This window comes from Rhizobium sp. YTUHZ044 (assembly GCF_051123975.1).
Classification (GTDB): Bacteria; Pseudomonadota; Alphaproteobacteria; order Rhizobiales; family Rhizobiaceae; genus Rhizobium.
In genome coordinates this window covers 91,745-117,532 of record NZ_CP101430.1, presented here as the reverse complement: position 1 = coordinate 117,532, position 25,788 = coordinate 91,745, and the positions used below count along the sequence as shown (strand labels likewise).

The window sequence follows — 25,788 nt, the reverse complement described above, 5'->3', positions numbered from 1 at the left end:
ACAATCGCCTGTAGCGGGGCACATTCTATCTCGAACTGCAACAAAGGCGCTAAGCTGCCTGCTTTTCGGGAGCCATGGTTTGATCCGTACCTTTTCGCATTTGAGTTTTGACGAACGCCGATCGATTTCCAGGATGTTGGATCAGAAGTTTAGCCAGTCTGAGATCGCCAGGCGCCTCGGCCGGGACCGCGCGACCATCTCCCGGGAGATCAAACGCAACTACTGGCACGATCAGGAATTCCCCGATGCCGAGGGCTACTGGGCGATGACCGCCAACGACATGGCGCGCGACAGGCGCCGGCGGATCGGCAAGCTCTTTCGTCGCGAGGATCTGCGGAACGAAGTGATCGGAAAGTTGGAATCCGGCTGGTCGCCGGAACAGATTGCTGGACGACTGAAGATCGAACCAGCGGCCAAGGCAAGCGTCTGTCACGAGACGATCTACCGATATGTCTATTCACCGGAAGGACAACGGCAGCAACTGGCGCGGCTTCTTCCGGAACGGCGGAGAAAGCGCCGGCCGAGATATGCTCGCAAACCGCAGAACCCGGTCTTTCCAGATGAGCGTTCGATCAAACATCGGCCGGAAGCCATCAACGATCGCAAGGAATTCGGTCACTGGGAAGCCGATCTGATGATCTTCGAAAGGGTTCAGGGCAATGCCAATGTGGCAACGGTTGTCGAGCGGATGAGCCGGTTCACCATGCTGTTCAAGAACAACGACCGGCAGTCCAAGCCGATCATGGAGCGGCTCATCAACGTGCTCAGCCCCCTGCCCAGGCATGCCCGGCAAAGTTTGACGTTTGATCGCGGATTTGAATTCGTCTCCTGGCGGCGACTGAAGCAAGGAATGGGAACCGATGCATGGTTCTGCGATCCGTCTGCGCCCTGGCAAAAAGGCTCCGTTGAGAACATGAATCGGCGGATTCGGCGTTACCTGCCGAGGGATACTGCTGTCCTGTCCGTTCCTGATGAATCGATACGATCACTGATCGATCGGTTGAACAGTACGCCGAGAAAATGCCTTGGGTTCCGCACCCCAGCTGAAGTGTTCAGGCGTGAAGTGAACAAATGACGGCAAGCCGGGGCGGAGGACGGATTTCATGAATGATCCTGCGGTGATTGCGCCGACCAGCCCCGATCTGAGCGCTGGTCCGGGTTGCAAGATCAGATCGGGACGGGTTCGTGGCACCATCGGCTTTAGCTTTGAGACTATGCGCTGACGCTGGTTCGTGAACGTCATGCGGGCTTCGGCCCGACGCTGGCGGCCGAGAAGCTTGCCGAGCGCGATAGATTGCGTGTGTCGCGCGGGAAGTTGCGGCTGGATGTCGGAGATTATGGCTGTCGCGCAAGCCACGGCGCACGTTTCATCAGCCACGATTACGGCGCGAAGCCTGTGGCGAGCCGGTGCAGATCGACGGGGCCGAGCACCGCTGGTTTCAGATCGTCGAGATCCGTGCTCGCTGTTGGTGTTTGTCGATGATGCGACAGGCAAGTTGATGCAGTGTTGCGGTTCGTGCTCTTGGAGCGCCTTTCGCCGGGACTGCACGCTCGAGCGACCGACGATGACGGCCGGTTCGCCATACGATGGCGATCGAACAGTTACTGTCGTCTTCGATCGCGGTGCTCCATCTCGGCAGGCGCAAGGATAGCATGAGATTCTGCACGGTTCAGCATGTTGACCAATTCTTCGCCCTCATCGGCGGTAAGCATGTCCATAACGAAGCCATCGACGAGAGCTTTCCGGTCTGAAACCGTATCGATTACCGTCCAGTAGATGTTCAGGTTCTTCTGCAGGGCGTATCTTTGGTTTTGCATGGATCATACCTTTCCACGATCTTTCGGTTATTCGCGTTGCGTCAACATCGATGAGCGTCCGTCCAATGGTAGGGATGCGCCGACCCGACGCAGATTCTTGCACCGAGACGTGATAACGTCCGTCTTGTCTCTGCATGTTTTTTCAGCTGGTAAGAGGATAGAGCCGACGGCCTTCGGAACGTATTGCCGAATGAGATAAGCGACCAGCCGAATTGAAGCCCCGACTATCCACCCGTGGCAGGCGCCCGATACTTTGGTCTAGATATGTGAGCCTACCGGACCCACGCCGGCTTCGTCGTCAATCCGAGGCTGTCCGCCATCCGGACCAGGTCAACGAGAGATCTCGCCTGCATCTTCTGCATGACGTGGCCGCGATGAACCTTGACCGTTACCTCGCTCAAGCCCACTTGAGCAGCGATTTGCTTGTTGACGCTGCCCGCGACCACCAGGTTCATGATCTCGCGCTCGCGCGGCGTCAAGGAATCATAGCGGGACCGCAGCTCGGCAATGAGCGCGACTTCCTGCCTCCGAGCGCAGTCGCGCTCGATCCCGGCATAGGCGGCATCGAGCAATTCCTGCTCGCGCAGCGGCTTCGTCAGGAATTCGATGGCGCCGGCTTTCATCGCCCGCACAGAGATCGGAATGTCGCTGTGGGCACTGATAAAAATGACCGGAAGCTCAATTCCAAGGGAAGTGAGCATGCTCTGAAATTCCAGGCCGCTCCGCCCCGGCAGCCTTACATCGAGAATGATACAGCCCGGAACGTCAGGGCGCTTGCTGTCCAAAAACTCCTGGCTGGAAGCGAATGTCAGTACCTCAAGTCCAACCGAGCGCAGGAGATCGCCGAGGCCTTCGCGGACAGATGCGTCATCATCAATGATGTAGACAATCTCCTTCATCCATGTCCCCAAGTTTCGCGCCGGTCAGGCGCCGCCCCGGACATGGATCATTATTTCTCCTCGGTTGGTAATGTAAACTGAAAAATGGCACCGTGGGGCGCGTTTGGCGTGGCCCAGAGTTGGCCTTTGTGAGCCTCTATGATCGAACGACTGATCGTCAGGCCCATGCCCATACCCTTGGGTTTGGTACTGTAGAACGCCTCGAATATATCGCCGATCTTCGCCAGGTCGAGGATAGGGCCGCTATCGCGGACTGCCACTAAAACGGTATTGGGTGCTGCCTTTTCAGTGCTCACGATGAGTTCGCGCGCTCCTTTTGGCATCGCCGCCATCGCGTCGTTGGCGTTCATGATAAGGTTCAGGATCACCTGCTGGATCTGCACTTGGTCCCCCACGATCGGGGGCAAGCCGTCGGTAAGGTTTGTACGAAGCGACACCGCACTGCGTTCGAGGTCCGTGGACACCAGCGCAATCGTCTCGGACACGATATCGTTGATGTTCAGCCGGTCCCGGCGTTCGGGTGATTTCTTCGCCATTGCCCGAATCCGGTCGATGACCTCGGATGCGCGAAAAGCGTCGCTGATCATGCGCTCGATGGCGCGACGGGCGGAGACGATGTCACGAGGATCCGCGTCGAGATAGCGAAGGCAGGCATTGCCGCTGCTGACCAGCCCGGTGAGCGGCTGTCTGACCTCGTGGGCGATGGAGGCTACAAGTTCTCCCATGGTGGTGAGCCTGCTTACATGGGCAAGTTCTGCTCGCGCAAGCTGAATAGCATCCTCGGCTTGCCTGCGGTCGGTGATGTCACGCGCCAGCGAAAGACGAAACCATTGCCCTTCCTGTTGGAATTTGCCGACGCGAACCTCGACCGGAAACGTTGTTCCGTCCTTACGCCGGTGGAGCGTTTCGAAAGTCATTGGCTGTCCTGCGTCGACGCGATCCACCAATGTCGCAAGAGCCTTTTCGTCGATAGCGCCGTCAAAGTCGCGCGGGTGCATGCCAATCAATTCCTCCCGGGTGTAACCGAGGCTTTCACAGGCTTGGCGGTTGACGTCTATGACGATCAGATCATCCGTATGGAGGAAAAAGGCATCGGTGGCATGGTCGACGAAGGTCCGAAAACGAGTTTCGCTTGCTCGAAGCCTCTCCTCTGCTCGCTTGCTCTCGGACAGGTCGAGCACGAAGGCCACGGCCTGGCTCCCGGCCCCCTCGAAACTTGCCTCACCGATCATCACGGGTACGTGACCGCCATCCTTTCGCTGATACTCCTTTTCAAAGGGGCGGGCGCTGCCGGTCACTCTCAGCTCGGCCTCGGCTTCGGCGTCACGCTCGCGCCATTCCGGCGGCGTCAGCTCTTTATCGATGATCTGACCGGCCAAGAGTTCGTCACGGCTGTAGCCCACCATTTGCAGGAACGCCTCGTTGGCCTCGATAATCCGACCTTCGATATCCCGGATAAAAATTCCGATGATGTTCGCTTCGACAAGCCGGCCTATTCGCGCTTCACGTTCTGCCAGGTCTCGGTAAAGTCCGGTTATTTCGAGCGTGCTGGCGGCTTGCGAGGCGATCAGCTTCAACACCGGAATGCGCCCTGGCGCGAAGACACGGCCCGCCAGAGTGTTTTCCAGATAAAGCGCACCGATCAGCTTGGCGTGATTGATCAGCGGCAAACAGAGAATGGATCTGGCCGCGCGATAGCGAATATAGGGATCGCCCGCAAAGGCCTTTTCAGCCGAGGCATCGTCGAGGCTGACGATTTCCCGCATACGCAGGACGTAATTGAGAACTGACTCCGGCATCACGCCGGCGATGGCCTCATTACGCAACTCTATGAGGACCGCTTCGCCGTGGATCGTCGCCTCAGCGGCAATCCGCGGTTCGCCGCCACGCGACAGGATCAGAAGGCCACGTTCGGCTCCGGCCTGCTCGACGGCCATTCGCAGGACCGTATCGATCAGCTTCTCGACGACGATTTCGCTGGAAACGGCTTGCGACACCTTGATGACGGTGGCGAGGTCGAGATGCTCGATCGGCGCTTCGATCGTGCTTGTTGCAGCCGGTGCCGATTGTCCATCGCGCAGTTGGGGATAGGCTTCTTCGAGCTGCCGCACCTTGCCGTCGGCTCCCCAACTGAGATAACAGCGACGGGCGTTTTGAAGATAGAGGCGAGCAATCTGATCGAAGCCGCGCGCCCGGTAAAAGGCGGAAGCGCGCTCATACGCAATCGCTTCATCGTGTGGGAGCGCGTGTGCATGCGCCAACTGGATCGCCTGTTCATAGAGGCGCTCGGCATGCAACTCGCGGCCTCCCAGGCGGGCGATCTCTGCGCCAAGCAATTTTGCGCGGCTTGCGAAATTCTCCGGGCAGTGCGCGGCCCAAGTGTCGAGCTGGCGGCGGTGAGCGCGCATGGCCTTGCGATAATGAGCTGTTTCAGTCGTCGATCCTTGCAAAGCAGAGGCCAATGAAAGGCCTGTGTAGAAGTGATATTCCGCCCGCTCGAAAATAGCAGGAGTCATCCAGAGGAGGCTTTCTGCTTTCGCCGCTGCCGAAAGTGCTGTGAGGGTATCCCCGGCAAATACACAAGCCTGCAGCTTGCGGATCCAGTACAAGCAACTGCCCGGCTTGCCGTCGGTCTTAAGTTCGAATTGCTGCTCGTCGAACCCTTCATCGTTGAAGCATCCGAAGATTGGCGTCAGCCCGCGAAGCGTTCGGATGAGTTGGAGCTGCCCGCTGATGAAACCGACGGCGACTCCAAAGCCGGCCTGACGCGCGAAGTCCAGGCCGGCTTCCGCATCGCGCTGAACCTGCGAGAGGGGCTCGCCGGCGGCCAGAAGATAAGTCACAAGATTATTTCGGCTTAAGACGGCATAGGTGAGATCGCCGACCTGCTGTGCCGTTTCTAATACGCGCTGCGCAAGCGCACGGCCGGTGCGGACATGACGCGATGACGATTTCGCAAGGTTGCCGAAGGCGAGGTAGACCCGTGCCTTCAGGCGTTCCATTCCAGGCTGTTCCGTCAGGTCCAGTCCCAGCAGGCCGAACCGAAAACCGGCTTCATAATTGCCAAAATACGGCCCGAGCACCGTGCCCACGGCAGTGAAGGCATAAGGCGATGTGTCGCTGTTGCCGTGCTTGAGGCTGAGGTTGCCCATTCGCCCGATAATGAGGCAGCGCAGATTCTCGTTGGTAAACAGGGCCGGAGTAACAAGTGAAGTCAGAACGTCCATGGTCGCGAGCGCGACAGGGTCCGCCATTGGGGGCGAGTTAAGCAGCGCTTCGATAGGGCGGCCCCCCAGTTGTCGCCAAAGCCGCGCGTATTCCTGGCGCACCTGGCTCCTGGTCGGGTGGGACGACCACGAAATGCCGACCCGGTGCAGGTAGTCGAGGCCGAATATGATGGCCTGATCGCTCCGACCCAGGCTCATGAAAAGGTCGACGCGCAGGCGCGTGACGCGGGCCAGATCGGCGAGGCTGGCGGCTCGGCTTGCTAATTCTGCAAGGCGGGCCTGCGCCTCCGCCGGTGCCCCAGTCAAGAATTCGCATTCGGCCCTGTGGAGTTCGAGGGCGAAAGCGAGTTCGTATCGGCGCTCCCAGGCATCGTCCGGCAGGTAAGCCGCACCCGTGCCGGCATAGGCCAGCGCCGATTCGTATGCAGCCGACGCCTTGGCGCGGCGAGTGGCAAGCAGGTTCAGGTCCGCGAGACGCTCGCGCTCTTCGCCGGGCGCGATGAGCGCGCCGCCGCAGTTGAGTTGGCCGACAATCTCGAAAATATTCTCCTCGAGTGCCTGCGGCGGCGTATGCATCAGCAGGAGGCGGCCAATGGAAAGATGCGCTGCCGCCCGCTCGTCTTCAGGGATCAGCCCATAGGCGGCCTCCTGCACACGATCGTGCAGGAAGCGGTATGATGACCCCTCTTCAAGCAGCACGAGTCCGGCCCGCGCCGCGGCCCAAAAGGCTGCATGAACCGCGTCGTGATTTTCGCTCCTGATCAAAGCCAGGGTATCAACGGCCGCGTGATTGCCGAGACACGCCAGCATGTTCAGGGCAGCCTGCGTGATATCGGGCAGGCGCCGCAGCTTGCTTAGCATCAGATCCGCGACGTTATCGGTATAGCCTTTGGCTCTTATGCGATCGAGATCCCAATCCCAGTGCGTCTGTTCGCGATTGAATTCCAGCAGGCCTTCGTCCGGCAGGGTGCTCAGGAACTGGAGCGCGAAGAAGGGATTGCCTCCGCTCTTCTTGTGCACTAGTCGAGCAAGCGGCTGGACACGGCTGCTTCCGCAATGAAGAGCGTCGGCCAGCATCCGGGTCAGATCTTCCAGCCTAAGGGGTGTCAGCACGATTTCATGCACCTGGGCACCGGCCTCCCGGATCGCTGCCAGCCGGCGGATCAGCGGATGGTTGGACGATACTTCGTTGTCGCGATAGGCGCCGATGAGCAGCAGGTGACGCATGTCCTGCTGGGTGCACAAATCTTCAAGCAGATCGAGCGTTGCTGCGTCCAACCATTGGAGATCGTCTAAAAACAGCGTGAGCGGATGTTCTGCTGTGGCAAACACGCGCAGTAGGCGCCTAATGTTCAATTGGAAGCGGCGTTTGGCGTCCTGAGGCGGCAGATCCGCAACCGCCGGAAGCCGGCCGATGAGAGATTCAAGTTCCGGAATAAGCGGTGCCAGCAGCCGACCGCTCGCGCCCAGTACTTTGGTTAAAGCAGCGCGCCAGGGCGCGAGTTCCGCTTCACTCTTGCCCAGCAGCACTCGGACGAGGCCTTGCAGGGCCTGCGCTACGCTCGCATAAGGAATGTGGCGCTGGTTCTGGTCGAATTTGCCGGAGGCAAACAGCCCACGCAGCGGCACGAGCGCGCGGTGGAGCTCATTCACGACCATGGATTTGCCCACGCCGGCATGACCCGAAACCAGCACCAGCGTCGGCCCGGCGCCTGCGACGACCCGGTCGAATGCGGAGGTTAGGGCGGCGATTTCGCGTTCGCGACCGTAGGGCCGCTCGGGAATCACCAGTCTGTCCGGCACATCGCGTGTCCCGAGCGGAAATTCTGCAATCCGCCCATGCTTCTCGCTCTGGACGAGGGCACGTCGCAGATCCGCCTCTAGCCCTGCGGCCGTCTGGTAGCGTTCCTCTGCGTTCTTGGCGAGCAGCTTCATCACGATTGCCGAGATAACGCCTGGTAGCTCTCTGACACGCTCGGACGGCGGCACCGGTCGCTTGGCAACATGGCAGTGCACCCATTCCATCGGCTCCGAAGCGGTGAACGGCAACTGGCCGGTGATCATTTCGTAGAGCGTGATGCCGACGGCGTAGAGGTCACTACGCGAGTCCACCGACCGGTTCATGCGCCCGGTCTGTTCGGGCGCCATGTATGCGAGGCTGCCAGCAATGACCTCAGGGGGCTCGGCGGCCTGGCGCTCACGAGAAAGATGCGACGCCACTCCGAAGCCCGTGAGACGGACCCGCCCTTCCGCCTCGTCCGCCAATATATTCGCCGGCTTGATGTCCCTGTGAATGAGGCCGCATCCGTGAGCCTTGCCGACTGCCGCCGCAATGCCCTTGGCAAGACGCAAAAAGACGGTGAGTTCGGCGGCCATGCCATGGCTGTGCCGTCCCATCAACTGCGGGAGGGGCACGCCGCCGCAATCTTCGAGGACGAGCACGACACGACCGTTTTCCGTTGTGAAATCCAGCGGTTTGGCTGCCCACTCCCGGTCGAGTTCGTCTTTCAGGCGATATTCGTGGGCCAGTCTGTCGAGGCTGGTTCGGCTGGGATGTTCGGCTGCAAGCTGCACCCTCAGAACGGCTTTTGATGCGCCGTTGCCGCTCCGGATCAGCTCTCGTGTAAAGATGCGATCGCCGTCACTCCAGGATGATTGTGGCTCGTAGTGCCGAAGGTCAGTCGAAGTCTGCTGGCCGACGGAAGCGAGAGCGCGCTTCCGTCCGAACATGTTTTTCCTGGTCTTCTGCGCATCTTTGACCGTGTCGTCCATGGCACACCGCTCGCTTCGATGCTGCCCGCATACGATCGGAGGTGCAGGCATCGGAGACCCAATCAAGCTTCACCGACTTTCCTCTCATGTCAACGAGCCTATGCTTCGGATTATTGAGGGGGTCGCATCTCTGCTGATCTTCCCGACTCAGGTTCCAGTGCGTGTTGTTAAGGCAGGTCCGCGAAGAGCAAAGCTGCGGCAATGCGGTTTCATGCTATAAGAGGCGCCGCGCCGGCAGGGGTGAAGGTCTTGCGGTCAAGCAAAACGCCGGCGCGGCAAGTCGGCCCGTGATGGGAGGGCGTTTTGCTTTAGGGCCGTTGCAACATTAACTCTGCCTGGAGCGCCCCCGCTATTATGCCGAAGTATATTTGTTTAGCCCTTTCGCCCGATTTCCTAAACGAGACCCATTATGCCGGATGTATCGGCTCGCCCTTCTTCGTGCTGATCACCCATCGCTAGACTAGCATTCGATGCCGGCGGATCCCGTTGGAAGCTATCGGCAGCGAGCGGCGCAACCTCTTTAAGTCTGCAAGAAAATCCGGCGATTACCTCAACATAATCGACGCCGGCTGCAATGGGAGACGGATCGCGCCAAGGGCGATCCCGGAATGGTCTGCACTTTCGTGCAGTTGAGTTCGGACGAACGCCGAGTGATAGCGCAGATGCATGCCAAGAAGATCTGGCAGGCAGAGATTGCACGCACCCTCAGCCGTGATCGCTCGAACGATCCAGGAACGCCCCTTATGCCCCTTTCGCAAAGACGGCGAAGCGCTATGCTGTTTATCGCAGGTCGAACGAGAGAATTCCATGACACGATCACGGCAGAACGAGCTACGCGAACGGATCGCGATCCTTGGCGACGTCAGTTCCGCCTCATTCGTCCCGTGGATACGCCGCCATGCCGACAAGCTCGGCCTTTCCCAAGATTTTTTGCAGGCCGGCGCCGAGCGGATCGAACTCGAGGTCGCAGGGCCTGTCGAGCTGATCGACATGCTGGAAATGGCGTGTTCGTTGGGGCCAATCGATGTCTGGGTCGACGAGATTCAGCGCAGGATTGTAGATCCCATCTCTACACCGAAGTCGGAACGCCATCCGACTTGATGCCCTTAATTTGATCATTGTTGCCAATGCGAATTTTTTATGCAAGCGTCAGAAACCGGGGTTGCACCGACACCAAGCTCGCAGGCGCCAGCCCACTGGTAAGATTGAGGAATTGACCGTCATGCCTTCCGATACGACCGGCTCCTGGACGCCTGTCGCCCTTTCTGCCGATCTGCCTCCGGCAAGCGTCATTCCGGCCTGGACGCCGGCAGGATCGATCGCTCTCTGGCGCAGCCGGTCCGGGCGCGCATCAGCTTCTTCGGATCGCTGTCCGCATCGCGGGATGCGACTGTCGCACGGCTTCGTGCGGGGCGAGGCGCTCTCCTGTATCTATCATGGCTGGAGCTATTCTCCGGCGGGAGGATGCATTCGCATCCCGGCTCATCCAAACCTTGTGCCGCCGGAAACGATCCGCGTGGCAGTTCAGCGGGTCGAGGAATCAGATGGAATCGTCTGGGTCGCAGTCGGCGAGCCGGCAATGCCGCCGCCAAGCCTGGATGGTTTGGCGCCAATACGCTCGCTGACGCTTGTTGCCGACATCGTGGCAATCGAAGCAGCAGCCGGCGGCAAGGCCGCGAGCGGGTTGATCCCAGTCGCGGACCGTCCATGGGTTCGGCTGTTGCCCGCGGCGCAGATCGGATGCACTCTGATACATGTCCTGGTCGAACGGGAGCGCACTGTCGCAGATCGGATTGCGGCGTCCCGCATCGCCGAAGCCCTGCGCCGCCGCGCGGAAACACGCCAGAAGGATGTCGCATGAAAGGGGCCGGTGCGATGATCGACGAATGGTACCCGGTTGGCCTCTTCAGCCAGCTCACCGGTGCAGGAAGCAGGACTGCTCTGATGGGCGAGCCCATAGAGGTGATGCGCACGGCTGATGGCGCGGCGCGGGTCACATCGGGCGATGGGCGTGCCCTGCCCGTCCGCGTCCGTTATGGTCATGTCTGGTCTTCTCTTGGCACCCCCGCCAAGGAGCTCTTCGCCATTCCCGAAGCGGATCAGCCCGGCCGCCGCTTCGTCGATGTCGGTGTCGTGCGGGTACGCTGTTCCCCCTTGAGAGCAGTCGAGAACTTCCTCGATATTGCGCATTTTCCCTTCGTCCACACCGATATACTCGGCGCCGAGCCGCATACGGAGGTCGAAAATTATAAAGTCGAGATCCGCGAGAAGGAGGATGAAGTCTGGGCGACGCAGGTGAAATTCTACCAGCCGCAGGCTGCAAAGTCGGCGACCGGCGGAATAACCACCGAGTATATGTACCGCGTGCCTGCCCCGACCTGCTCGGTGCTTTACAAGACCTGCCCTCCCCGCCCGGAGGAATGGGACGTCATTACCCTATTCGTCCAGCCGCTTGCCGAAGATCTCTGTGACGTATGGCCGTGGATGGCCCTCTTCGACGACGTGACGCCAATGACGGACCTCATCCATTTTCAGCAAATGATTTTCCTGCAGGATCGATCGATCCTCGAAAACCAGATCCCGGCGCTTCTGCCGCTCGATCCGGGCATGGAAATCCCGACCAGGGCCGACCTGACCTCTATCGCTTACCGGCGCTGGCTGAAGCGCCACAATTATCTCTATGGCGCGCAGTTGGTCGCACAATGAAGCTCTACGACTACATCCTATCGCCGAGCTGTTACAAGATCCGCCTGATGGCTGCCATCCTCTGCGTCGAGCTGGATATCCGGCCGGTCGATTTCCATCCCGGCAAGGAACATCGTGGTCCTGAGCTTCTGGCCCTCAATCCGGCAGGCTCAATCCCGATCCTCGTGGATGGCGATCTGGTGCTGACAGAATCTTCGGCCATGCTCGCCTATCTCGCCGCCCGGAGCGGGCCTGACTGGCTGGGTATGAGCGCGCCTGAGGAGACCGCGCGGGTGCACCAATGGCTCTCGTTTTCGCATCGGCTGACGACAAATCTCGGCGGCGCACGGCTGCATCAGATGCTTCTGCGTCCCGGCAATATCGAAGTCCTGCAGGCACAAGGAGTCGCGGCGCTGCGCGAGCTCGAAGCCGGCCTCTTTGAGCAGCGGCTCCGCGACATGCGGTTCCTGGCTTGCGACCGTGCGACGATCGCCGACATCGCCTGTTTCCCTTATGTGGCACTGGCGCCCGACGGCGGAATCTCGCTCGATCCCTATCCGAACATTAGGCTTTGGCTGCGCGCCATCCGCAGCCTTGAAGGTTTTATCGAAATGCCCGGCATCCACCGGCTGCACGAGTTGAAACCCGACCCTCATCCCGTCAACGAGGAGACGTGAGATGGCGGGCTACCTGCTGAAGAACTGCGCAGCGATTATCGTCGACGAAGGCAACGGGCCGGCCGTGCGCCGGAACGTCGATCTGCTGACCAATGGTCCGGCGATCCAGGCGATCGGGACGAACCTGTCGCAAGAGCCCTTGCCTGCGGACACGGTCATTCAGGATGCATCAGGCTGGTTTGTCTATCCGGGTCTCGTCAACACCCATCACCACTTCTTCCAATGCTTCGTGCGCAATCGGGCCGATCTCGACTGGACGAAGCTTTCGGTTATCGAGTGGCTCGACCGGATTTATCCGATCTTCTCGCGACTGAACGAGGATTGCTTCTATCATTCGTCGGTCACGGCCATGGCCGAGATGATCAAGCACGGCTGCACCACGGCCTTCGACCATCAATATTGCTTCCCCCGGCACGCAGGCAAACGCCTGATCGATCGTCAGTTCGAGGCGGCCGATCTTCTCGGCATGCGTTTCCACGCGGGACGCGGCGGCAACACGCTGCCGAAGTCCGAGGGCTCGACGATCCCGGACGCCATGCTGGAAACGACGGACGAGTTCATCGCCGATTGCGCCCGGCTGATCGACAGCTACCACGATGCCGGCGCCTTCAGCATGCGGCAGGTGGTCGTCGCTCCCTGTCAGCCCGTCAATTGCCACCGCGAAACCTTCGTCGAGTCGGTCGCGCTCGCCCGAGATCGCGGCGTCCGACTGCACACGCATGTCGGTGAAGGCGAAAGCCCGGTCATCCAGGCGCGGCATGGAATGCGGACGGTCGACTACTGCGCCGAACTCGGCTTTGCCGGGCCTGACAGCTTTTATGCCCACTGCTGGGAGCTGACACACGACGAATTACGCAAGATGGCGGCAAGCGGCACGGGTGTCTCCCATTGCCCCGAACCGGTCTATCTGGTCGGCGCCGAAGTGACGGACATTCCCGCTATGGCCGCTTTCGGCCTACGTATTGGCCTCGGTTGCGATGGCGCGGCCTCGAACGACAATTCCAACCTTATGCACTGCATCCACTCTGCCTATATGCTGCAATGCCTGACGGCCTCGACGCGCGCCCATCCGATTCCAGCGCCCGTCGATTTCCTGAGCTACGCGACCACGGGTGGCGCAAGCCTGCTTGGCCGCAGCGATATCGGCCGCCTTGCTCCCGGCATGGCCGCCGACCTCTTCGCCATCGATACCAGGCGCATGGATTATGTCGGAACCCGCCACGACCCGTTGAGCCTGATTGCCAAGGTGGGGATCGGCATGCCGACCGATTTGACCATGATCAACGGGCGCATCGTCTGGCAGGCCGGCGAATTTACCGGCCTCGACGAAGCTCAGCTTTTCGCCGCCGCGGAAGCGGCGCTCGAGACAGTCGAATTCTAAAACCAAAAGAGGGAACTGACATGACCAACGATTTCACCCGCAGAAAACTTATGAAGAGCGCGGCGGCTGCCGGTCTCGCGACGGCCTTTGCCGGCCGCTCAGCGCTTGCCGCCGACGAACCGCTCGGCATCGCGCTCGTCGTTCCCTCGCCTATCGGCGACGTCGGCTGGGGTCATGCGCTTGCCGCCGGCATCGATCCGATCAAGGCCGCCTATGGCGACAAGGTGAAGGTTACGGTCATCGAAAACATCGCCGAGGGCCCGGACGCCGACCGCATCATGAACAAGACCGTTGCCGACGGAAACCATTTCCTGATCGCCGGCTCCTTCGGCTATCAGAATGGCGCGCTGCAGATTGCCCGCCGCAATCCGAAGGTGACCGTCCTACATGCTTCAGGCTTCCAGGTCGCACCGAACTTCTCGCCCTTCGCCGCCAAATATTTTCAGGGAACCTACCTGTTCGGCATGGCGGCGGCGGCCCTTTCCAAGAGCGGCAAACTCGGCTCGGTGTCAGCCTTTGCCATTCCTGAGCTGATCACCTCCGTCAACGCCTTCACGCTCGGCGCTCAGGCCGTCAAGCCGGATATCGAAGTGTCTGTCGTCTGGGTCAATTCCTGGTTCGATCCGGCCAAGGAGCAGGAAGCCGCCAAGGCGCTGATCTCTCAGGGCTGCGACGTGATCTTCTCGAATGCGCAGGATACCCCTTCGGTGATCTCGGCCTGCGAGGAAGCCGGCGTCTATGCCTTCAACCTCAACTCGTCGATGAAGAAATATGCCGAGAAGACCTATCTGGGTTGCATCGCCACCGACTGGTCGCCCTTCTTTAAGGCGTCGGTCGACGCCCATCTTGCCGGCACCTTCAAGGGCGCCAACGCCTTCCTCGGCGTTGCCGACAAGGTTGTCCGGGTCGTCGATTGGAACCCGGCAATCCCGGCCGATATTATGACCAGGATCAAGGAAATCGAGGCCAAGATTGCCAATGGCAGCTTCTCGCCGTTTACCGGTCCGATCACCAAGGCTGATGGGAGCGAAGGTGTCGCTTCGGGGACCACGGCGACGGACGCCCAGATCGTCGCGATGGACTGGCACGTCAAGGGTGTCACGACGCCGCTGCCGAAGTAAGCCATGCCGAGCCCGCTCCTGTCGCTGCGCGGCATTACCAAGAGCTACGGCCCGGTCGATGCCAATCAGCAGATCGATCTCGACGTCGCTCCCCGCTCCATCCATGCCATCCTCGGAGAAAACGGGGCTGGCAAGTCGACGCTGATGAAGCTGATCTACGGCGTCGAGCAGCCGGACAGCGGCACCGTCGCATGGAACGGGAAAGCCCTTAGCCTTGCCTCTCCCGCAGAGGCAAGGCGAGCCGGTATCGGCATGGTGTTCCAGCATTTCTCGTTGTTCGAGAGCCTGACGGTCGTGGAGAATATCCGCCTGATCGTGTCCGGCAAGAAGAGCGAGCTTGCAGAGCGCGTTCGCAAGCTCGGGCATGAGTTCAGCCTCGAGGTCGATCCACACGCTCATATCCATTCGCTTTCCGTCGGCGAGAGGCAGCGGGTGGAAATCATCCGTTGCCTGATGACCGATCCGAAACTGCTCATCCTTGATGAGCCCACCTCGGTGCTGCCGCCGCAGGCGGTGGAAAAGCTCTTCGAAACATTGCGCCGGCTGCGGGACGGCGGCGTGTCCATCCTGTTCATCTCTCACAAGCTGGAAGAAATCCAGTCGCTCTGCGATCGCGCCACGATCTTGCGCGGCGGTCGGGTGACCGGCCACGTCGATCCCCGCGAACACGATGCCCACGAGCTTGCCCGCTTGATGATCGGCCGCGACATGCCGGAACCCATGCCTGCGCTGCCTTTGGGAGAAGGTGAAAAGCGGCTGGAACTTGTCGGGCTCGATTACCGGGCGGATCCTTTCGCCGTGCCGCTTTCGAATGTGAGCTTGGTCGTGCGCGCCGGCGAAATCCTCGGCATTGCAGGCATTTCGGGAAATGGTCAAAGCGAACTCGCAGCGCTGATTTCGGGTGAAACCCAATTGCCGCGGGATCAACGCGACCAGATTTTCATGATGGGCCAGGATGTCGGCACGCTCGACTCCGCCGCCCGCCGACGGCTCGGTCTCGCCTTCGTCCCGGAGGACCGGCTCGGCCGCGGCGCGGTCCCTGAGATGTCGCTCACCTATAATAGCCTGCTGACCGCCCACCCGCTGAACCTTGTAAAACATGGCCTGCTTGACAAGGTGAGGGCGAAGGCCTTCACAAGTGATTGTATCCGGGACTTCGACGTGCGCACGCGCGGTCCAGGGGCAGAGGCCGGTTCGCTCTCCGGCGGCAATCTGCAGAAATTCATCGTCGGACGCGAAATCATGCTGGCGCCGAAGCTTCTTTTCCTCGCCCAGCCGACCTGGGGCGTCGATATCGGCGCGGCGGCGGCGATCCGCAAGCGCCTCATGAGTCTTCGCAACAAGGGCATGGCCGTCCTGGTCATTTCCGAAGAGCTCGAGGAACTGTTCGAACTGAGCGACTTTATACAGGTCCTGCATCACGGCACGTTGAGCCCGCCGTTGCTCACGCGTGACACCAACCCGGAGGAGATCGGCCGATACATGATCGGAGCTCAGCCGCAGCGCGAGAAAGCCACCGCATGAGCAGACCCTTCCTCGCCGCTCCGCCCATTCTCGTCCGCCGGGAGCGGGCATCGCTTGCCGCCACCCTCCTGGCGCCGCCCATAGCCCTCATCGTCACCGTCATTCTCAATCTCGGACTTTACGTCATCATGGGGCGCGATCCGGCTGCGGTCGTCTACGCGATGCTGATCGAGCCCTTCTTTTCATGGGCGTCGTTTTCCGAAGTGCTGCTGAAGACCGGACCGCTGCTCCTCATCGCGCAGGGGCTTGCAGTCGGCTTTCGTGCCAAGGTCTTCAATATCGGTGCCGAAGGACAATTCGTCCTCGGCGCGATCTTCGCCTCCGCCATTCCGATCTGGTGGCCCGGCGCAACCGGCCAGTGGATCTGGCCGCTAATGCTGCTGTTCGGCGCGATGGGCGGCGCATTCTGGGCGTCGCTCACCGCCTTCTGGCGCGTCCGGCTCAATGCCAACGAAATTCTCGTTTCCCTGATGTTGAGTTTTGTCGCCGTGCAGCTCCTCAATTATCTGCTGCTCGGCCCCTGGAAGGACCCGAACGGCTTCAATTTCCCGCAGTCCGTCATGTTCCAATATGACGCGATGGTGCCGATCCTGATTGAGGGAACGCGCGTCAATGTCGCGCTCATCCTCGCCGTTCTCCTGTCGATTGCCGCTTGGGTCTTCATGCAGAAGAGCTTCATCGGCTATAAACTGCAGGTCGGCGGACTGGCGCCGCGCGCTGCGAGCTATGCCGGATTCCGGGAGAGCGGCGCAATCTGGCTTTCGCTGCTGATCGGTGGAGCCGCAGCCGGTCTTGCCGGTGCAGCCGAAGTCGCCGGTCCGCTTGGCCAGCTGCAACGCTCGATCTCGACCGGATACGGCTATGCGGCAATTATCGTCGCCTATCTCGGCGGCCTGCACCCGGTCGGCATCGTTGTCTCAGCGATCGTCATGGCCGCGCTCTATATCGGGGGCGACAATGCGATGGTCTCCGCCAATCTGCCGGTTGCGGCGGTCCGGGTTTTCCAGGGCAGCCTGCTCCTTGCCTATCTGGTGGCCATCGCCTTCGTGCGCTACCGTCTTGCCTGGCGGTCCACATCCACCAGGAGCCCCACATGAACGCCGTCGAGTTCGTTCTGGCCGGAATGCTGGCGGCTGCGACACCCTTTCTCCTGGCCGCTCTCGGAGAACTTGTCGTCGAGCGTGCCGGCGTGCTCAATCTTGGCGTCGAGGGGCTGATGGCATTCGGCGCCGTCATCGCCTTCATCATTGTCTATCACGGCGGCGGGCATTTTCTGGCTTTTCTCGCCGCCGGCCTCGGCGGCCTGCTTCTGTCCCTGATCTTTGCGGCGATTGTCCTCGGCTTCAACGCGAACCAGGTGGCGACCGGGCTGGCGATCGGGATTCTCGGCCAGGGCCTGTCAGCGTTGTTCGGCAAAACCTATGAGAGCCTGACGGTTAAAGCTGTGCCGAAAATCGCCCTTCCCGGCCTCTCCGATATCCCCGTCATCGGCGGCCTGTTTAGCCAGGATATCGTCGTCTGGCTTTCACTGCTCGTGACTGTCGCCATCTGGGCGATGTTTGCCTATGGCAAGCTCGGCCTGATCATCCGCGCCGTCGGTGAAAACCCGAAAGCGGCGCATGCCATCGGCTATCCGGTTATCGCCATCCGATTCGCCGCGGTCGCAGTCGGCGGCATGATGGCCGGCTTTGCAGGCGCCTATGCAGCGACGATCTACACGCCGCTCTGGGCCGATGGGATGATTGCCGGTCGCGGCTGGATTGCGATTGCGCTCGTCGTCTTCGGAACCTGGCTGACCGGCCGCATCTTTCTCGGGGCATGCCTGTTCGGCGCAGTATCGCTGATGGGGCTTGCCGCCCAGGCAACCGGTCTCAACGTCTCGTCGCAGCTGCTCGCCTGCCTGCCCTATCTGGTGACGATCATCGTGCTCGGTATTATTTCGGCGGATCGCCGCCTGCTCAAACTCAATGGCGTCGCCTCGCTCGGCGAGCCGTTCGAGCGATCATGATAACGCCCGTCGAAGCGATGGCAATTGAGAGTCAACTTGCCTTCCGAGCCCGCCACGAACGGTAATCAGAACGAGGAGCCCCGCAATCGTATCAGCCGTGGTCAGACTTCTTCTGACCCCGAGGTTCAAATTCGACGAGCAGCGACTTGAGTTCGACCTCTCGAACTCGTCGCGCCGCCTCGTCAGGGCTGACCCATTCGAGAATACGCTGGCCTTGCTCCTTGAAGTCGTTTCCGATCTCGGTGACTTCGATCTGAAACAGATCGACGATACATGGCGCCACATCGCCGTCGTCGAATTCCTTGAGATAGGTATAGCGGCCGACAGGTTTCCTTTTCACCGCCCCGCGCATGCCTGCTTCCTCCCAGGCTTCGATCGCCGCCGCTTCGAAAGGCTTCTTTCCTTTCATCGGCCAGCCCTTCGGTATGACCCAGCGCGCGCGCTCGCGCGATGTGATCACGAGAATTTCGATCTTCGGCCCGCCATCGCAATAGCGGAAGCAGATGGCGCCGTACTGTTGGCGGAAGGCGCCGGCAAACAGCTTCGCAGGAACCGCAGCGAGCTGCCGCAGCAATGGCTGAGACTTGTCTGGTCGGGACTTGCTGCGTTTTTTTGTAGGCTTCATGACGCTCCGTCTTCAGCGCATCGTGCGGCCGCGCATGGCCTTGTGGGGTCCCCGCCGGCTATTCGCCGGTGGTCCTGGCATTCAGGATTGTCCCGGCAATGTCGGCAAAACCAAGTCCTGCCGGCTGGGAGGAGATCCAACGCGGCACATGCTGAAGGTGCGGAAGAACAGGAAGAATATTGCCGACACCGAAAGAGTTGCGGATGAAGCCGAACATCGGCGCATCGTTTCGAGAATCGCCGACGAACGCCGTGACCGATGGCAATTCTATGGGATCCACCCCGAATTTGCTGGTCAGGAGGCGCTCGCTCATGGCGCGTTTGTCATAATCGCCAATCCAGGTGTTGATGTGGATGGAACTGATGGCGACGGTGCCGCCGATTGCCCTGATATCGCATGCAAAATCTTCGACGTCCTGGGTATCATGACGCTGAATGTCGATTGCCACGTCAGCCAGGCGGAACACCTGGTCGTGTGCGATCTTGAATGTGCCGCCTTTTTCCGCGATCAGTTTTTCGATGGCACCAAGATGCTGGCGTTGACGCTCGCCCTGCAATGCGCCGTTCTCCCAGTAATCGAAAACAACCTCACCGTTGCGGCGGGTGACGGCATAAGCACCGCTTTCGCCGATGACCGCGGCAACAGGCCAGGCACGGACGATGTGTTCGCACCAGCCGGCTGAACCACCCGTGACCGGCACGACGGCGATGCCGGCCCGGCTGAGTTCCCAAAGGGCATCATAGGTGCGCGGCAGAAGTTTACCTTCTGTCGTCAGCGTGTCGTCGATATCGGTGAAGAGATAACGCACATGCTGCAATTCATGCGCGGAGGGTGCCAGATCTACGAACGTCACGTCATGTCCTCGCAGGTCACCACCTCCATGCTGCTATCGGCCAGCACACTGGCGACGGACGGATCGGCCGGCAGCCGATCCGTGTAAAAGCGGGTTATCTTATTGAAAGGTGCAACGCGCACCGCCGCATGGCGGGTCCATTTGCTGACGTCTGCAGCCAAAAGACGCGTTTGCGAATTCTCCAGAAGCGCATTGGTGATCTGCGCCTCGCTATAGCTGAAGTCCATCATGCCGTTCACCGGACTGAGTGCACCGGCACCGACGACGGCATAAGTCGCATAGAATTTTTCCACGAATTTGATCACATCGCTGCCCACGACGTCGCGGTCGTCATGGCGCAGCAGGCCGCCGGTGAGATGGACCTCGACACTCGGCGATTCGCAAAGGGTCAGAGCGACATGAATGTTGTTGGTGATAACAGTCAGCCCCTGGTGATCGCGCAACGCCTCCGCGACGAATTGGACCGTGCTGCCGATTCCCAGGAATACCGTCGCATCCGGGCCGATGTCGGCGGCGACCCGCTTGGCGATCAGCCGCTTGGCCCGACGGTTCAGTTGGGCGCGGGCGTTCAGCGAAATATTGCTGCCTTCGACCGGCACATCGACACCGCCGTGAAAGCGGCGGGCATGCCCGAGATCACACAGCGCATTGATATCACGGCGGATCGTCTGGGTCGTCAGATCGTACCGGCGCGCCAGATCATCGATATATTGGACGCCCTCCGTTTCGATCAGCGCCAGTATTTCGCGTTGTCGGCTCGATATGACCCGCTGCCCCATCGCTTTTTCCTATGAGAGATAGACACTCGGGTCGTCTGTTATCACACCGGTCAAGCAGACAGGCCAAAAAGATGCGAGGAGCTTGGGGTCATTGCAGGTCCATGCCCGCACCTTGATCCCCTGGTGCGCCGCCTCCTCAAGGAAACCGATGCTGAGAGACTTGTAACCAAGATGGATCGTTCTTGCGGGAATTGATTGGAGAACATCACTCCAGTCATCCGGCAGTCTACTCCACAACATAGCGAGCTCGTAACTGGGATCGATTTCGTGCATGCGCCTGAGCGCCGCCGCGTCGAAGCTCGATATCATGATCTTGGTCTGCGGCGCGCGCGCCTTCAGATGCTCGTCAACGGTCTTTACCAGCTGGTCGAGAGATTTGTGATGCGGATGCTGCTTGATCTCGACGTTGGCGTTCAATCCCAGCTCTCCCAATGCGGACAGGACCTCGGCAAGGGTCGGCAAGGGTTCGCTCTTGAAACGGGGGGCGAACCACGCGCCGGCGTCGATCTCCCGCAGGTCGGATGCAGTGAGATCGCCGAGCCTGCCGGTCGATGAGGAGCAACGGTCGACGGACACGTCGTGGATGACGACTGCGGTCCCATCGCCAAGGAGCGCGACGTCCAGTTCGACCCATTCGGCGCCCCGGTCCGCAGCCGCCCGAAACGCGGCAATCGTGTTTTCGGGCGCGACAGCGGATGCGCCTCGATGTGCTTGAACCTCACTGCGGCCGGGTTCGGATCGCGGCTCTGACTTTGGCATGTCTTTCTCTTTTTCCTCACTTTTCGACGCTGCAGATGTCGGACAGCTCTATCCGGCCGTTTCAGTCCGTACGTCGTCCAGTTTTGCTGTTGAATGGATGCATCTGATCAATCCGCGCGAAGATCTCGATCTTTGCAGTCTCGGCGAAGTCCGGCCGGCCCTGAACCGTCAGAACGACCGTCTGCTGGCCTTCCCCCAGTCTTACATGCAAGTGGCTTTCGCCGCCGATCGGCTCGAGCAATTCGACGAGGGCGTTCAGACGAACGGAAGGCTCGCTGGGCTTTGCGATGAGAAGAGCATCCGGCCTGAGACCGACGATGTCCGTCCCGTCAGGCAAGGCTAGGACGTTCCTGGCATCGGCCGTACCCAGCACCTCGATCGGCACGAGGTTCATCGGCGGAGAGCCGATGAAGCCGGCAACGAACAAACTTGCCGGACGGTCGTAGACTTCAACGGGCGTTCCCACTTGTTCGACCAGTCCGCCATTCATGACGACAAGCCGGTCGGCAAGCGTCATCGCTTCGAGCTGATCATGGGTGACGTAGATGCTGGTGGTCCTCAGGCGGCGTTGCAGCCGGCGTATTTCGACGCGCATCTGCACGCGCAGCTTGGCATCAAGATTGGACAGAGGCTCGTCGAAAAGAAACGCCGCCGGTTCGCGCACGATGGCCCGTCCCATCGCGACGCGCTGGCGCTGTCCTCCCGACAATTCGCGCGGCTTGCGATCCAGCATTGGCCCAATTTCGAGAATGTCGGCCGCTTCCTTGACGCGGCGATCGATTTCCGCCCGCGGCGTGCCGCGGTTCTTCAGGCCATATTCAAGATTTCCGCGCACCGTCATATGTGGATAAAGCGCATAATTCTGGAAGACCATGGCGATATCGCGCTCGGCCGGCTCCGCCTTGTTGACGTTACGGCCGCCGATTTCGACTTGGCCGCCGGTGATCGATTCCAATCCGGCGATCATGCGCAGCAAGGTTGACTTGCCGCAGCCGGAAGGGCCGACGAGCACGATGAATTCACCGTCTTCGACCGTCAGGTTGATGCCTTTGACAGCAGGAATCGAACCATAGTTTTTCTTGACGTCGACGATATTGATCGGGGCCATTTCATTTCTCCGTTTCGACCAGGCCTTTGACGAAAAGGCGTTGCATGGCGACAATGACGAGGACGGGCGGCAAGGCGGCCAGGATGACCGCTGCCATGACAAGATTCCAGCGCGGCTCGGCATCCGCGACCGCGGCCATGCGCTGAATGCCCATGACGACGGTGTAGAGGCTCTGGTCGGTCGTGACGATGAGCGGCCACAGGTACTGATTCCAGCCGAGCACGAACAGGATTATGAACAAGGCTGCGATGTTGGTCACCGACAAGGGCAGCAGGATATCGCGGAAGAATTTCATCGGCCCCGCCCCGTCGACACGCGCAGCCTCCATCAGCTCGTCGGGCACGGTGAGGAAAAACTGACGAAACAGGAAGGTGGCCGTCGCCGATGCAATCAACGGAATGATGAGTCCGCCATAATTGTTCAGCATTCCCAGGTCGGCGACCACCTTGTAGGTCGGCACGATGCGCACCTCGACCGGCAGCATCAGGGTGATGAAGATCATCCAGAAGGCGAGCGTGCGAAAGGGAAATCGGAAATAGACGATGGCGAAGGCGGAAAGGATGGAAATGGCAATCTTACCGACCGCGACACCGACGGCCATGATCAACGAGTTGAACAGCATCGGTCCGATCGGCGGTGCGCCGGAACTCGTCATACCCGAAGACAGCATGGTCGAATAATTCTCAATGAGGTGCGGTCCCGGCATCAGCGGCACGACACCGGACAAAAAGTCGTTGGGGCCATGGCTCGAGGCGATGAAGGCGATATAGACCGGGAAGATCACGATCGTGACGCCGAGGATAAGGACGAGGTGAGCCAGAAAATTCAGGAAAGGACGATTTTCAACCACCTTTGACGCTCCTCAATATTGCACACGGCGTTCGACGAAGCGGAACTGGACCGCGGTCAGAGCAACAACGATGATCATCAGTATGACCGACTGCGCTGCCGAGGAGCCCAGGTTGAGGCCGATGAAACCGTCGAAATAAACCTTGTAGACGAGGATTTCCGTGGCGCGCGCCGGTCCGCCCTGCGTCGTCGCATGAACGATGCCGAAAGTGTCGAACATGGCGTAAACGATGTTGATGACGACCAGATAGAAGGTTGTCGGCGAGATCAGCGGAAAGACGATCGTCCAGAAGCGCTTCACCGGCCCGGCGCCATCGATGGCGCCGGCTTCCTGGAGCGAGCGCGGCACGCTTTGCAGCGCGGCCAGGAAAAACAGAAAATTGTAGGAAATTTGCTTCCAGGTGGCGGCGATCACGATCAGGACCATCGCGTTGTCCGGATTGATCAGATGGTTCCAGCTGATCCCCATGCTGCGAAGCATATAGGCGACGATGCCGATCGAGGGATTGAACATGAACCACCAGAGTATGCCGGCGATCGCAGGCGCAACGGCGTAAGGCCAGATCAGCAAGGTCGAATAGATGCGGGACGTCCGCAGCACACGCATGGCCGCGGCGGCCAGAGTGAGCGCAATCGTCGTCGACAGAACCGTCACCGAGACGGCGAAAACCAGGGTGTGACCAAAGGCGTCCATATAGAGCGGGTCGGCAAACAGCCGGCGATAATTCTGGAACCAGACGAAGTTCGTTTTGAAACCGAACGCATCCTGGCGAAGGAACGATTGCCAGAAGGCGGTTGCGGCCGGCCAGAGAAAGAAGACGACGGTTATCAGAAGCTGGGGAGCAATAAGCAGATAAGGCAAAACCTTATTGGGAAAGACGGTTCGTTTCGTTTGCATGGGCCCTCACAGAATGACGGAGAGGCAGGGGCCGGTTTGGCCGGCCCCTGCCCCGAGCCCTTAATTGGCAGATTCGAAATCGCGAAGCTGTTCGTTGCCGCGTGCGACGACGGAATCAACCGCTTCCTTGGCAGTCTTCTTGCCGCCGAGCAATGCCGCGAATTCGTCATCGATGATGCCGCGGACCTGGACGTAATTGCCGAAGCGGATGCCCTTGGAATTTTCGGTCGGCGTCACCCGCGTCAGCTGCTTGATGCCAACATCTGCACCGGGGTTCTTTTCGTAATATCCCTGCTCCTGGCTCAGCTTGTAGGCAGCCTCGGTGATCGGCAGATACCCCGAGAACTGATGCCAGTCGGCCTGAACTTCCGGCTTCTGCAGATAGGTATAGAATTTTGCCACACCCTTATATTCTTCTTCCGGACGCCCCCTCAGCGTCCAGAGTGTGGCGCCGCCGATGATCGAGTTGAGCGGCTGCTTGATGACGTCGTCATAATAGGGAAGCGGCGCAAAACCGACCTTGAAGGCTTTGGCATTGTTGATGACGCCCGCCCGGCCGGCGGACGAGTTCATGTACATCGCGCATTCCTGCGAATAGAACATCGGAGGCGCGTTATCTCCGCCGACCGGCCCGCCGAACTTGAAGAGCCCTTCGTCCTGCCACTTCTTCAGGTTCCCCCAATGGCGGATCGTCAGATCATTGTTGAAGGTGAACTCCGCATCCAGGCCGCCGAACCCGTTGGCCTTGGTGGAATAAGGCTTGTCGTGCAGGGCGTTGAGATTTTCCGTCTGAATCCAGGAGATCCAGGCGCTGGTGAAGCCGCATTTGGCGGCGCCCGACTTGATGATCGTGCGCGAAAAGGCCTCCACCTCGGCCCATGTCTTTGGCGGCGTCTCCGGATCAAGCCCGGCTTTCTTGAAGACATCCTTATTGTAATACATGATCGGCGTCGACGAATTGAAGGGCAGCGACAACACGTTGCCGCTGGTGTCGGAGTAGTAGCCGACAACCGGCGCGATGAACTTGTTCTGGTCCCAGGGTTCGCCTTGGTCCTTCATCAACTGATACACCGGATAGACCGCGCCCTGTGCTGCCATCATGGTGCCGGTGCCGACTTCATAGACCTGCACGATGGCCGGCTGTTGCTTGGCGCGGAACGCAGCGATAGCGCCCGTCAGCGTCTCGTCGTAGGTGCCCTTGTAAACCGGCACGATTTCATAATCGGACTGAGATGCGTTGAAACCCTTGGCGATTTGCTCCAGCTTCGCGCCGTTCTCGCCGCCCATCGCGTGCCACCACTGGATTTTCGTGGCGGCCATCGCCGGAACGGACAAGGACAGGCTGGTCAATCCTGCGGACAGGAAAAAAGCGATCTTGTTCATAATCTCTCCCACTTCTCTCGGTCCGCAGCCTCCCGCTCCAGACGCGCGGATGGTAGCAGCCGAGTTTCACTTTGCAACAACGGAATGTTCACATGAACATTTGAAGCGCTCGTAAACCGAAGGCCGCACGGGCCTCCTGCTTCCAAAGCATGATTGGCTGGGCACGGAGTTCGCCGTCAGCCACTCGGATGCTCGATACAGTGTTCAAATGAACGTCTTGTGTCAGTTGGCGCCGAAATATCATTTTTTGCGGGAACCCAGACTTTGCCGCAGCACCGTTCCATCTTCGACGTGAAGCTCAGCGAAAGAAGGCCGCACATGGCTGCGTAGGCGCGCAAGCTGGTCGATACCCCGCGAGTATCGTTTCATCGACCTGTTTTCGCACGACGAAATGGAATGCTGATGCTTGTTTCTTCCAAATG

Annotated in this window: 21 protein-coding genes and 2 pseudogenes; 12 read left to right on the top strand and 11 right to left on the bottom strand. The window is 60.0% G+C overall.

Going from position 1 to position 25,788, the window contains the following annotated elements; genetic code table 11:
* The first annotated feature begins 79 nt into the window (after positions 1-79).
* Entirely contained in the window at positions 80-1,075 is a 996-nt protein-coding gene (locus NL154_RS29965) for an IS30 family transposase (RefSeq protein WP_210633345.1), read from the top strand.
* 135 nt (positions 1,076-1,210) lie between these two features.
* Positions 1,211-1,535: pseudogene (locus tag NL154_RS29960) on the top strand (ISNCY family transposase); the annotation flags it as partial.
* 67 nt (positions 1,536-1,602) lie between these two features.
* Here the strand turns inward: NL154_RS29960 and NL154_RS29955 are convergent.
* The 3 genes from NL154_RS29955 to NL154_RS29945 all read right to left on the bottom strand — a co-directional run bounded on the left by NL154_RS29955 (position 1,603) and on the right by NL154_RS29945 (position 8,716).
* Entirely contained in the window at positions 1,603-1,818 is a 216-nt protein-coding gene (locus tag NL154_RS29955; RefSeq protein ID WP_210633343.1) for a hypothetical protein, read from the bottom strand.
* A 272-nt stretch (positions 1,819-2,090) separates the two neighbouring features.
* Positions 2,091-2,717: a response regulator transcription factor gene (locus NL154_RS29950; RefSeq protein ID WP_210633342.1), complete on the bottom strand. Its 627-nt coding sequence runs from the start codon at positions 2,715-2,717 to the stop codon at positions 2,091-2,093.
* Between the two features lie 50 nt (positions 2,718-2,767).
* Positions 2,768-8,716: an AAA family ATPase gene (locus NL154_RS29945; protein WP_434734625.1), complete on the bottom strand. Its 5,949-nt coding sequence runs from the start codon at positions 8,714-8,716 to the stop codon at positions 2,768-2,770.
* A 608-nt stretch (positions 8,717-9,324) separates the two neighbouring features.
* Between NL154_RS29945 and NL154_RS29940 the strand changes: the two are divergent.
* The 10 genes and pseudogenes from NL154_RS29940 to NL154_RS29895 all read left to right on the top strand — a co-directional run.
* A pseudogene (locus NL154_RS29940) lies at positions 9,325-9,438 on the top strand (helix-turn-helix domain-containing protein); the annotation flags it as partial.
* Between the two features lie 85 nt (positions 9,439-9,523).
* Entirely contained in the window at positions 9,524-9,817 is a 294-nt protein-coding gene (locus NL154_RS29935) for an acylphosphatase (protein ID WP_221147172.1), read from the top strand.
* Positions 9,818-9,938: 121 nt separating this feature from the next.
* Positions 9,939-10,577: a Rieske 2Fe-2S domain-containing protein gene (locus NL154_RS29930; RefSeq protein ID WP_434734624.1), complete on the top strand. Its 639-nt coding sequence runs from the start codon at positions 9,939-9,941 to the stop codon at positions 10,575-10,577.
* The gene (locus NL154_RS29925) at positions 10,574-11,422 is read left to right on the top strand and encodes an aromatic ring-hydroxylating oxygenase subunit alpha (RefSeq protein ID WP_210633336.1); all 849 of its coding nucleotides are present in this window, start codon (positions 10,574-10,576) and stop codon (positions 11,420-11,422) included. The genes NL154_RS29930 and NL154_RS29925 overlap by 4 nt, the downstream gene beginning before the upstream one ends.
* Positions 11,419-12,078: a glutathione S-transferase family protein gene (locus NL154_RS29920; protein ID WP_210633334.1), complete on the top strand. Its 660-nt coding sequence runs from the start codon at positions 11,419-11,421 to the stop codon at positions 12,076-12,078. Before NL154_RS29925 ends, NL154_RS29920 begins: the two co-directional genes overlap by 4 nt.
* Position 12,079: 1 nt before the next feature.
* The gene (locus NL154_RS29915) at positions 12,080-13,459 is read left to right on the top strand and encodes an amidohydrolase (protein WP_434734623.1); all 1,380 of its coding nucleotides are present in this window, start codon (positions 12,080-12,082) and stop codon (positions 13,457-13,459) included.
* 20 nt (positions 13,460-13,479) lie between these two features.
* Positions 13,480-14,580, top strand: coding sequence for a BMP family ABC transporter substrate-binding protein (locus tag NL154_RS29910; RefSeq protein ID WP_221155757.1), 1,101 nt, complete (start codon positions 13,480-13,482; stop codon positions 14,578-14,580).
* Between the two features lie 3 nt (positions 14,581-14,583).
* Positions 14,584-16,104: an ABC transporter ATP-binding protein gene (locus NL154_RS29905; protein ID WP_210633325.1), complete on the top strand. Its 1,521-nt coding sequence runs from the start codon at positions 14,584-14,586 to the stop codon at positions 16,102-16,104.
* Positions 16,101-17,201, top strand: coding sequence for an ABC transporter permease (locus NL154_RS29900; protein WP_221155756.1), 1,101 nt, complete (start codon positions 16,101-16,103; stop codon positions 17,199-17,201). The genes NL154_RS29905 and NL154_RS29900 overlap by 4 nt, the downstream gene beginning before the upstream one ends.
* On the top strand, positions 17,198-18,112 hold the full coding sequence (locus tag NL154_RS29895; RefSeq protein WP_221147177.1) for an ABC transporter permease: 915 nt from the start codon (positions 17,198-17,200) through the stop codon (positions 18,110-18,112). The genes NL154_RS29900 and NL154_RS29895 overlap by 4 nt, the downstream gene beginning before the upstream one ends.
* Positions 18,113-18,203: 91 nt before the next feature.
* Here NL154_RS29895 and NL154_RS29890 read toward each other — a convergent pair whose 3' ends face one another.
* The 8 genes from NL154_RS29890 to ugpB form a co-directional block, all read right to left on the bottom strand.
* On the bottom strand, positions 18,204-18,737 hold the full coding sequence (locus tag NL154_RS29890; RefSeq protein WP_210633321.1) for an NUDIX hydrolase: 534 nt from the start codon (positions 18,735-18,737) through the stop codon (positions 18,204-18,206).
* Positions 18,738-18,795: 58 nt separating this feature from the next.
* Positions 18,796-19,590 carry an HAD family hydrolase gene (locus NL154_RS29885; RefSeq protein ID WP_210633320.1) on the bottom strand — a complete coding sequence of 265 codons (795 nt, stop codon included), beginning with the start codon at positions 19,588-19,590 and terminating at the stop codon, positions 18,796-18,798.
* Positions 19,587-20,369: a DeoR/GlpR family DNA-binding transcription regulator gene (locus tag NL154_RS29880; RefSeq protein ID WP_210633318.1), complete on the bottom strand. Its 783-nt coding sequence runs from the start codon at positions 20,367-20,369 to the stop codon at positions 19,587-19,589. The genes NL154_RS29885 and NL154_RS29880 overlap by 4 nt, the downstream gene beginning before the upstream one ends.
* Positions 20,370-20,378: 9 nt before the next feature.
* Positions 20,379-21,128, bottom strand: coding sequence for a glycerophosphoryl diester phosphodiesterase (locus NL154_RS29875; protein ID WP_434734622.1), 750 nt, complete (start codon positions 21,126-21,128; stop codon positions 20,379-20,381).
* A gap of 61 nt (positions 21,129-21,189) precedes the next feature.
* On the bottom strand, positions 21,190-22,236 hold the full coding sequence (gene ugpC, locus NL154_RS29870) for a sn-glycerol-3-phosphate ABC transporter ATP-binding protein UgpC (protein ID WP_434734621.1): 1,047 nt from the start codon (positions 22,234-22,236) through the stop codon (positions 21,190-21,192).
* Between the two features lies 1 nt (position 22,237).
* The gene (gene ugpE, locus NL154_RS29865) at positions 22,238-23,086 is read right to left on the bottom strand and encodes a sn-glycerol-3-phosphate ABC transporter permease UgpE (protein WP_221155755.1); all 849 of its coding nucleotides are present in this window, start codon (positions 23,084-23,086) and stop codon (positions 22,238-22,240) included.
* A gap of 12 nt (positions 23,087-23,098) precedes the next feature.
* Complete coding sequence (gene ugpA, locus NL154_RS29860; protein ID WP_221147178.1) at positions 23,099-23,983, bottom strand: sn-glycerol-3-phosphate ABC transporter permease UgpA; 885 nt, start codon at positions 23,981-23,983, stop codon at positions 23,099-23,101.
* Between the two features lie 60 nt (positions 23,984-24,043).
* Entirely contained in the window at positions 24,044-25,366 is a 1,323-nt protein-coding gene (gene ugpB, locus NL154_RS29855; protein WP_210633309.1) for a sn-glycerol-3-phosphate ABC transporter substrate-binding protein UgpB, read from the bottom strand.
* Positions 25,367-25,788: the final 422 nt, after the last annotated feature.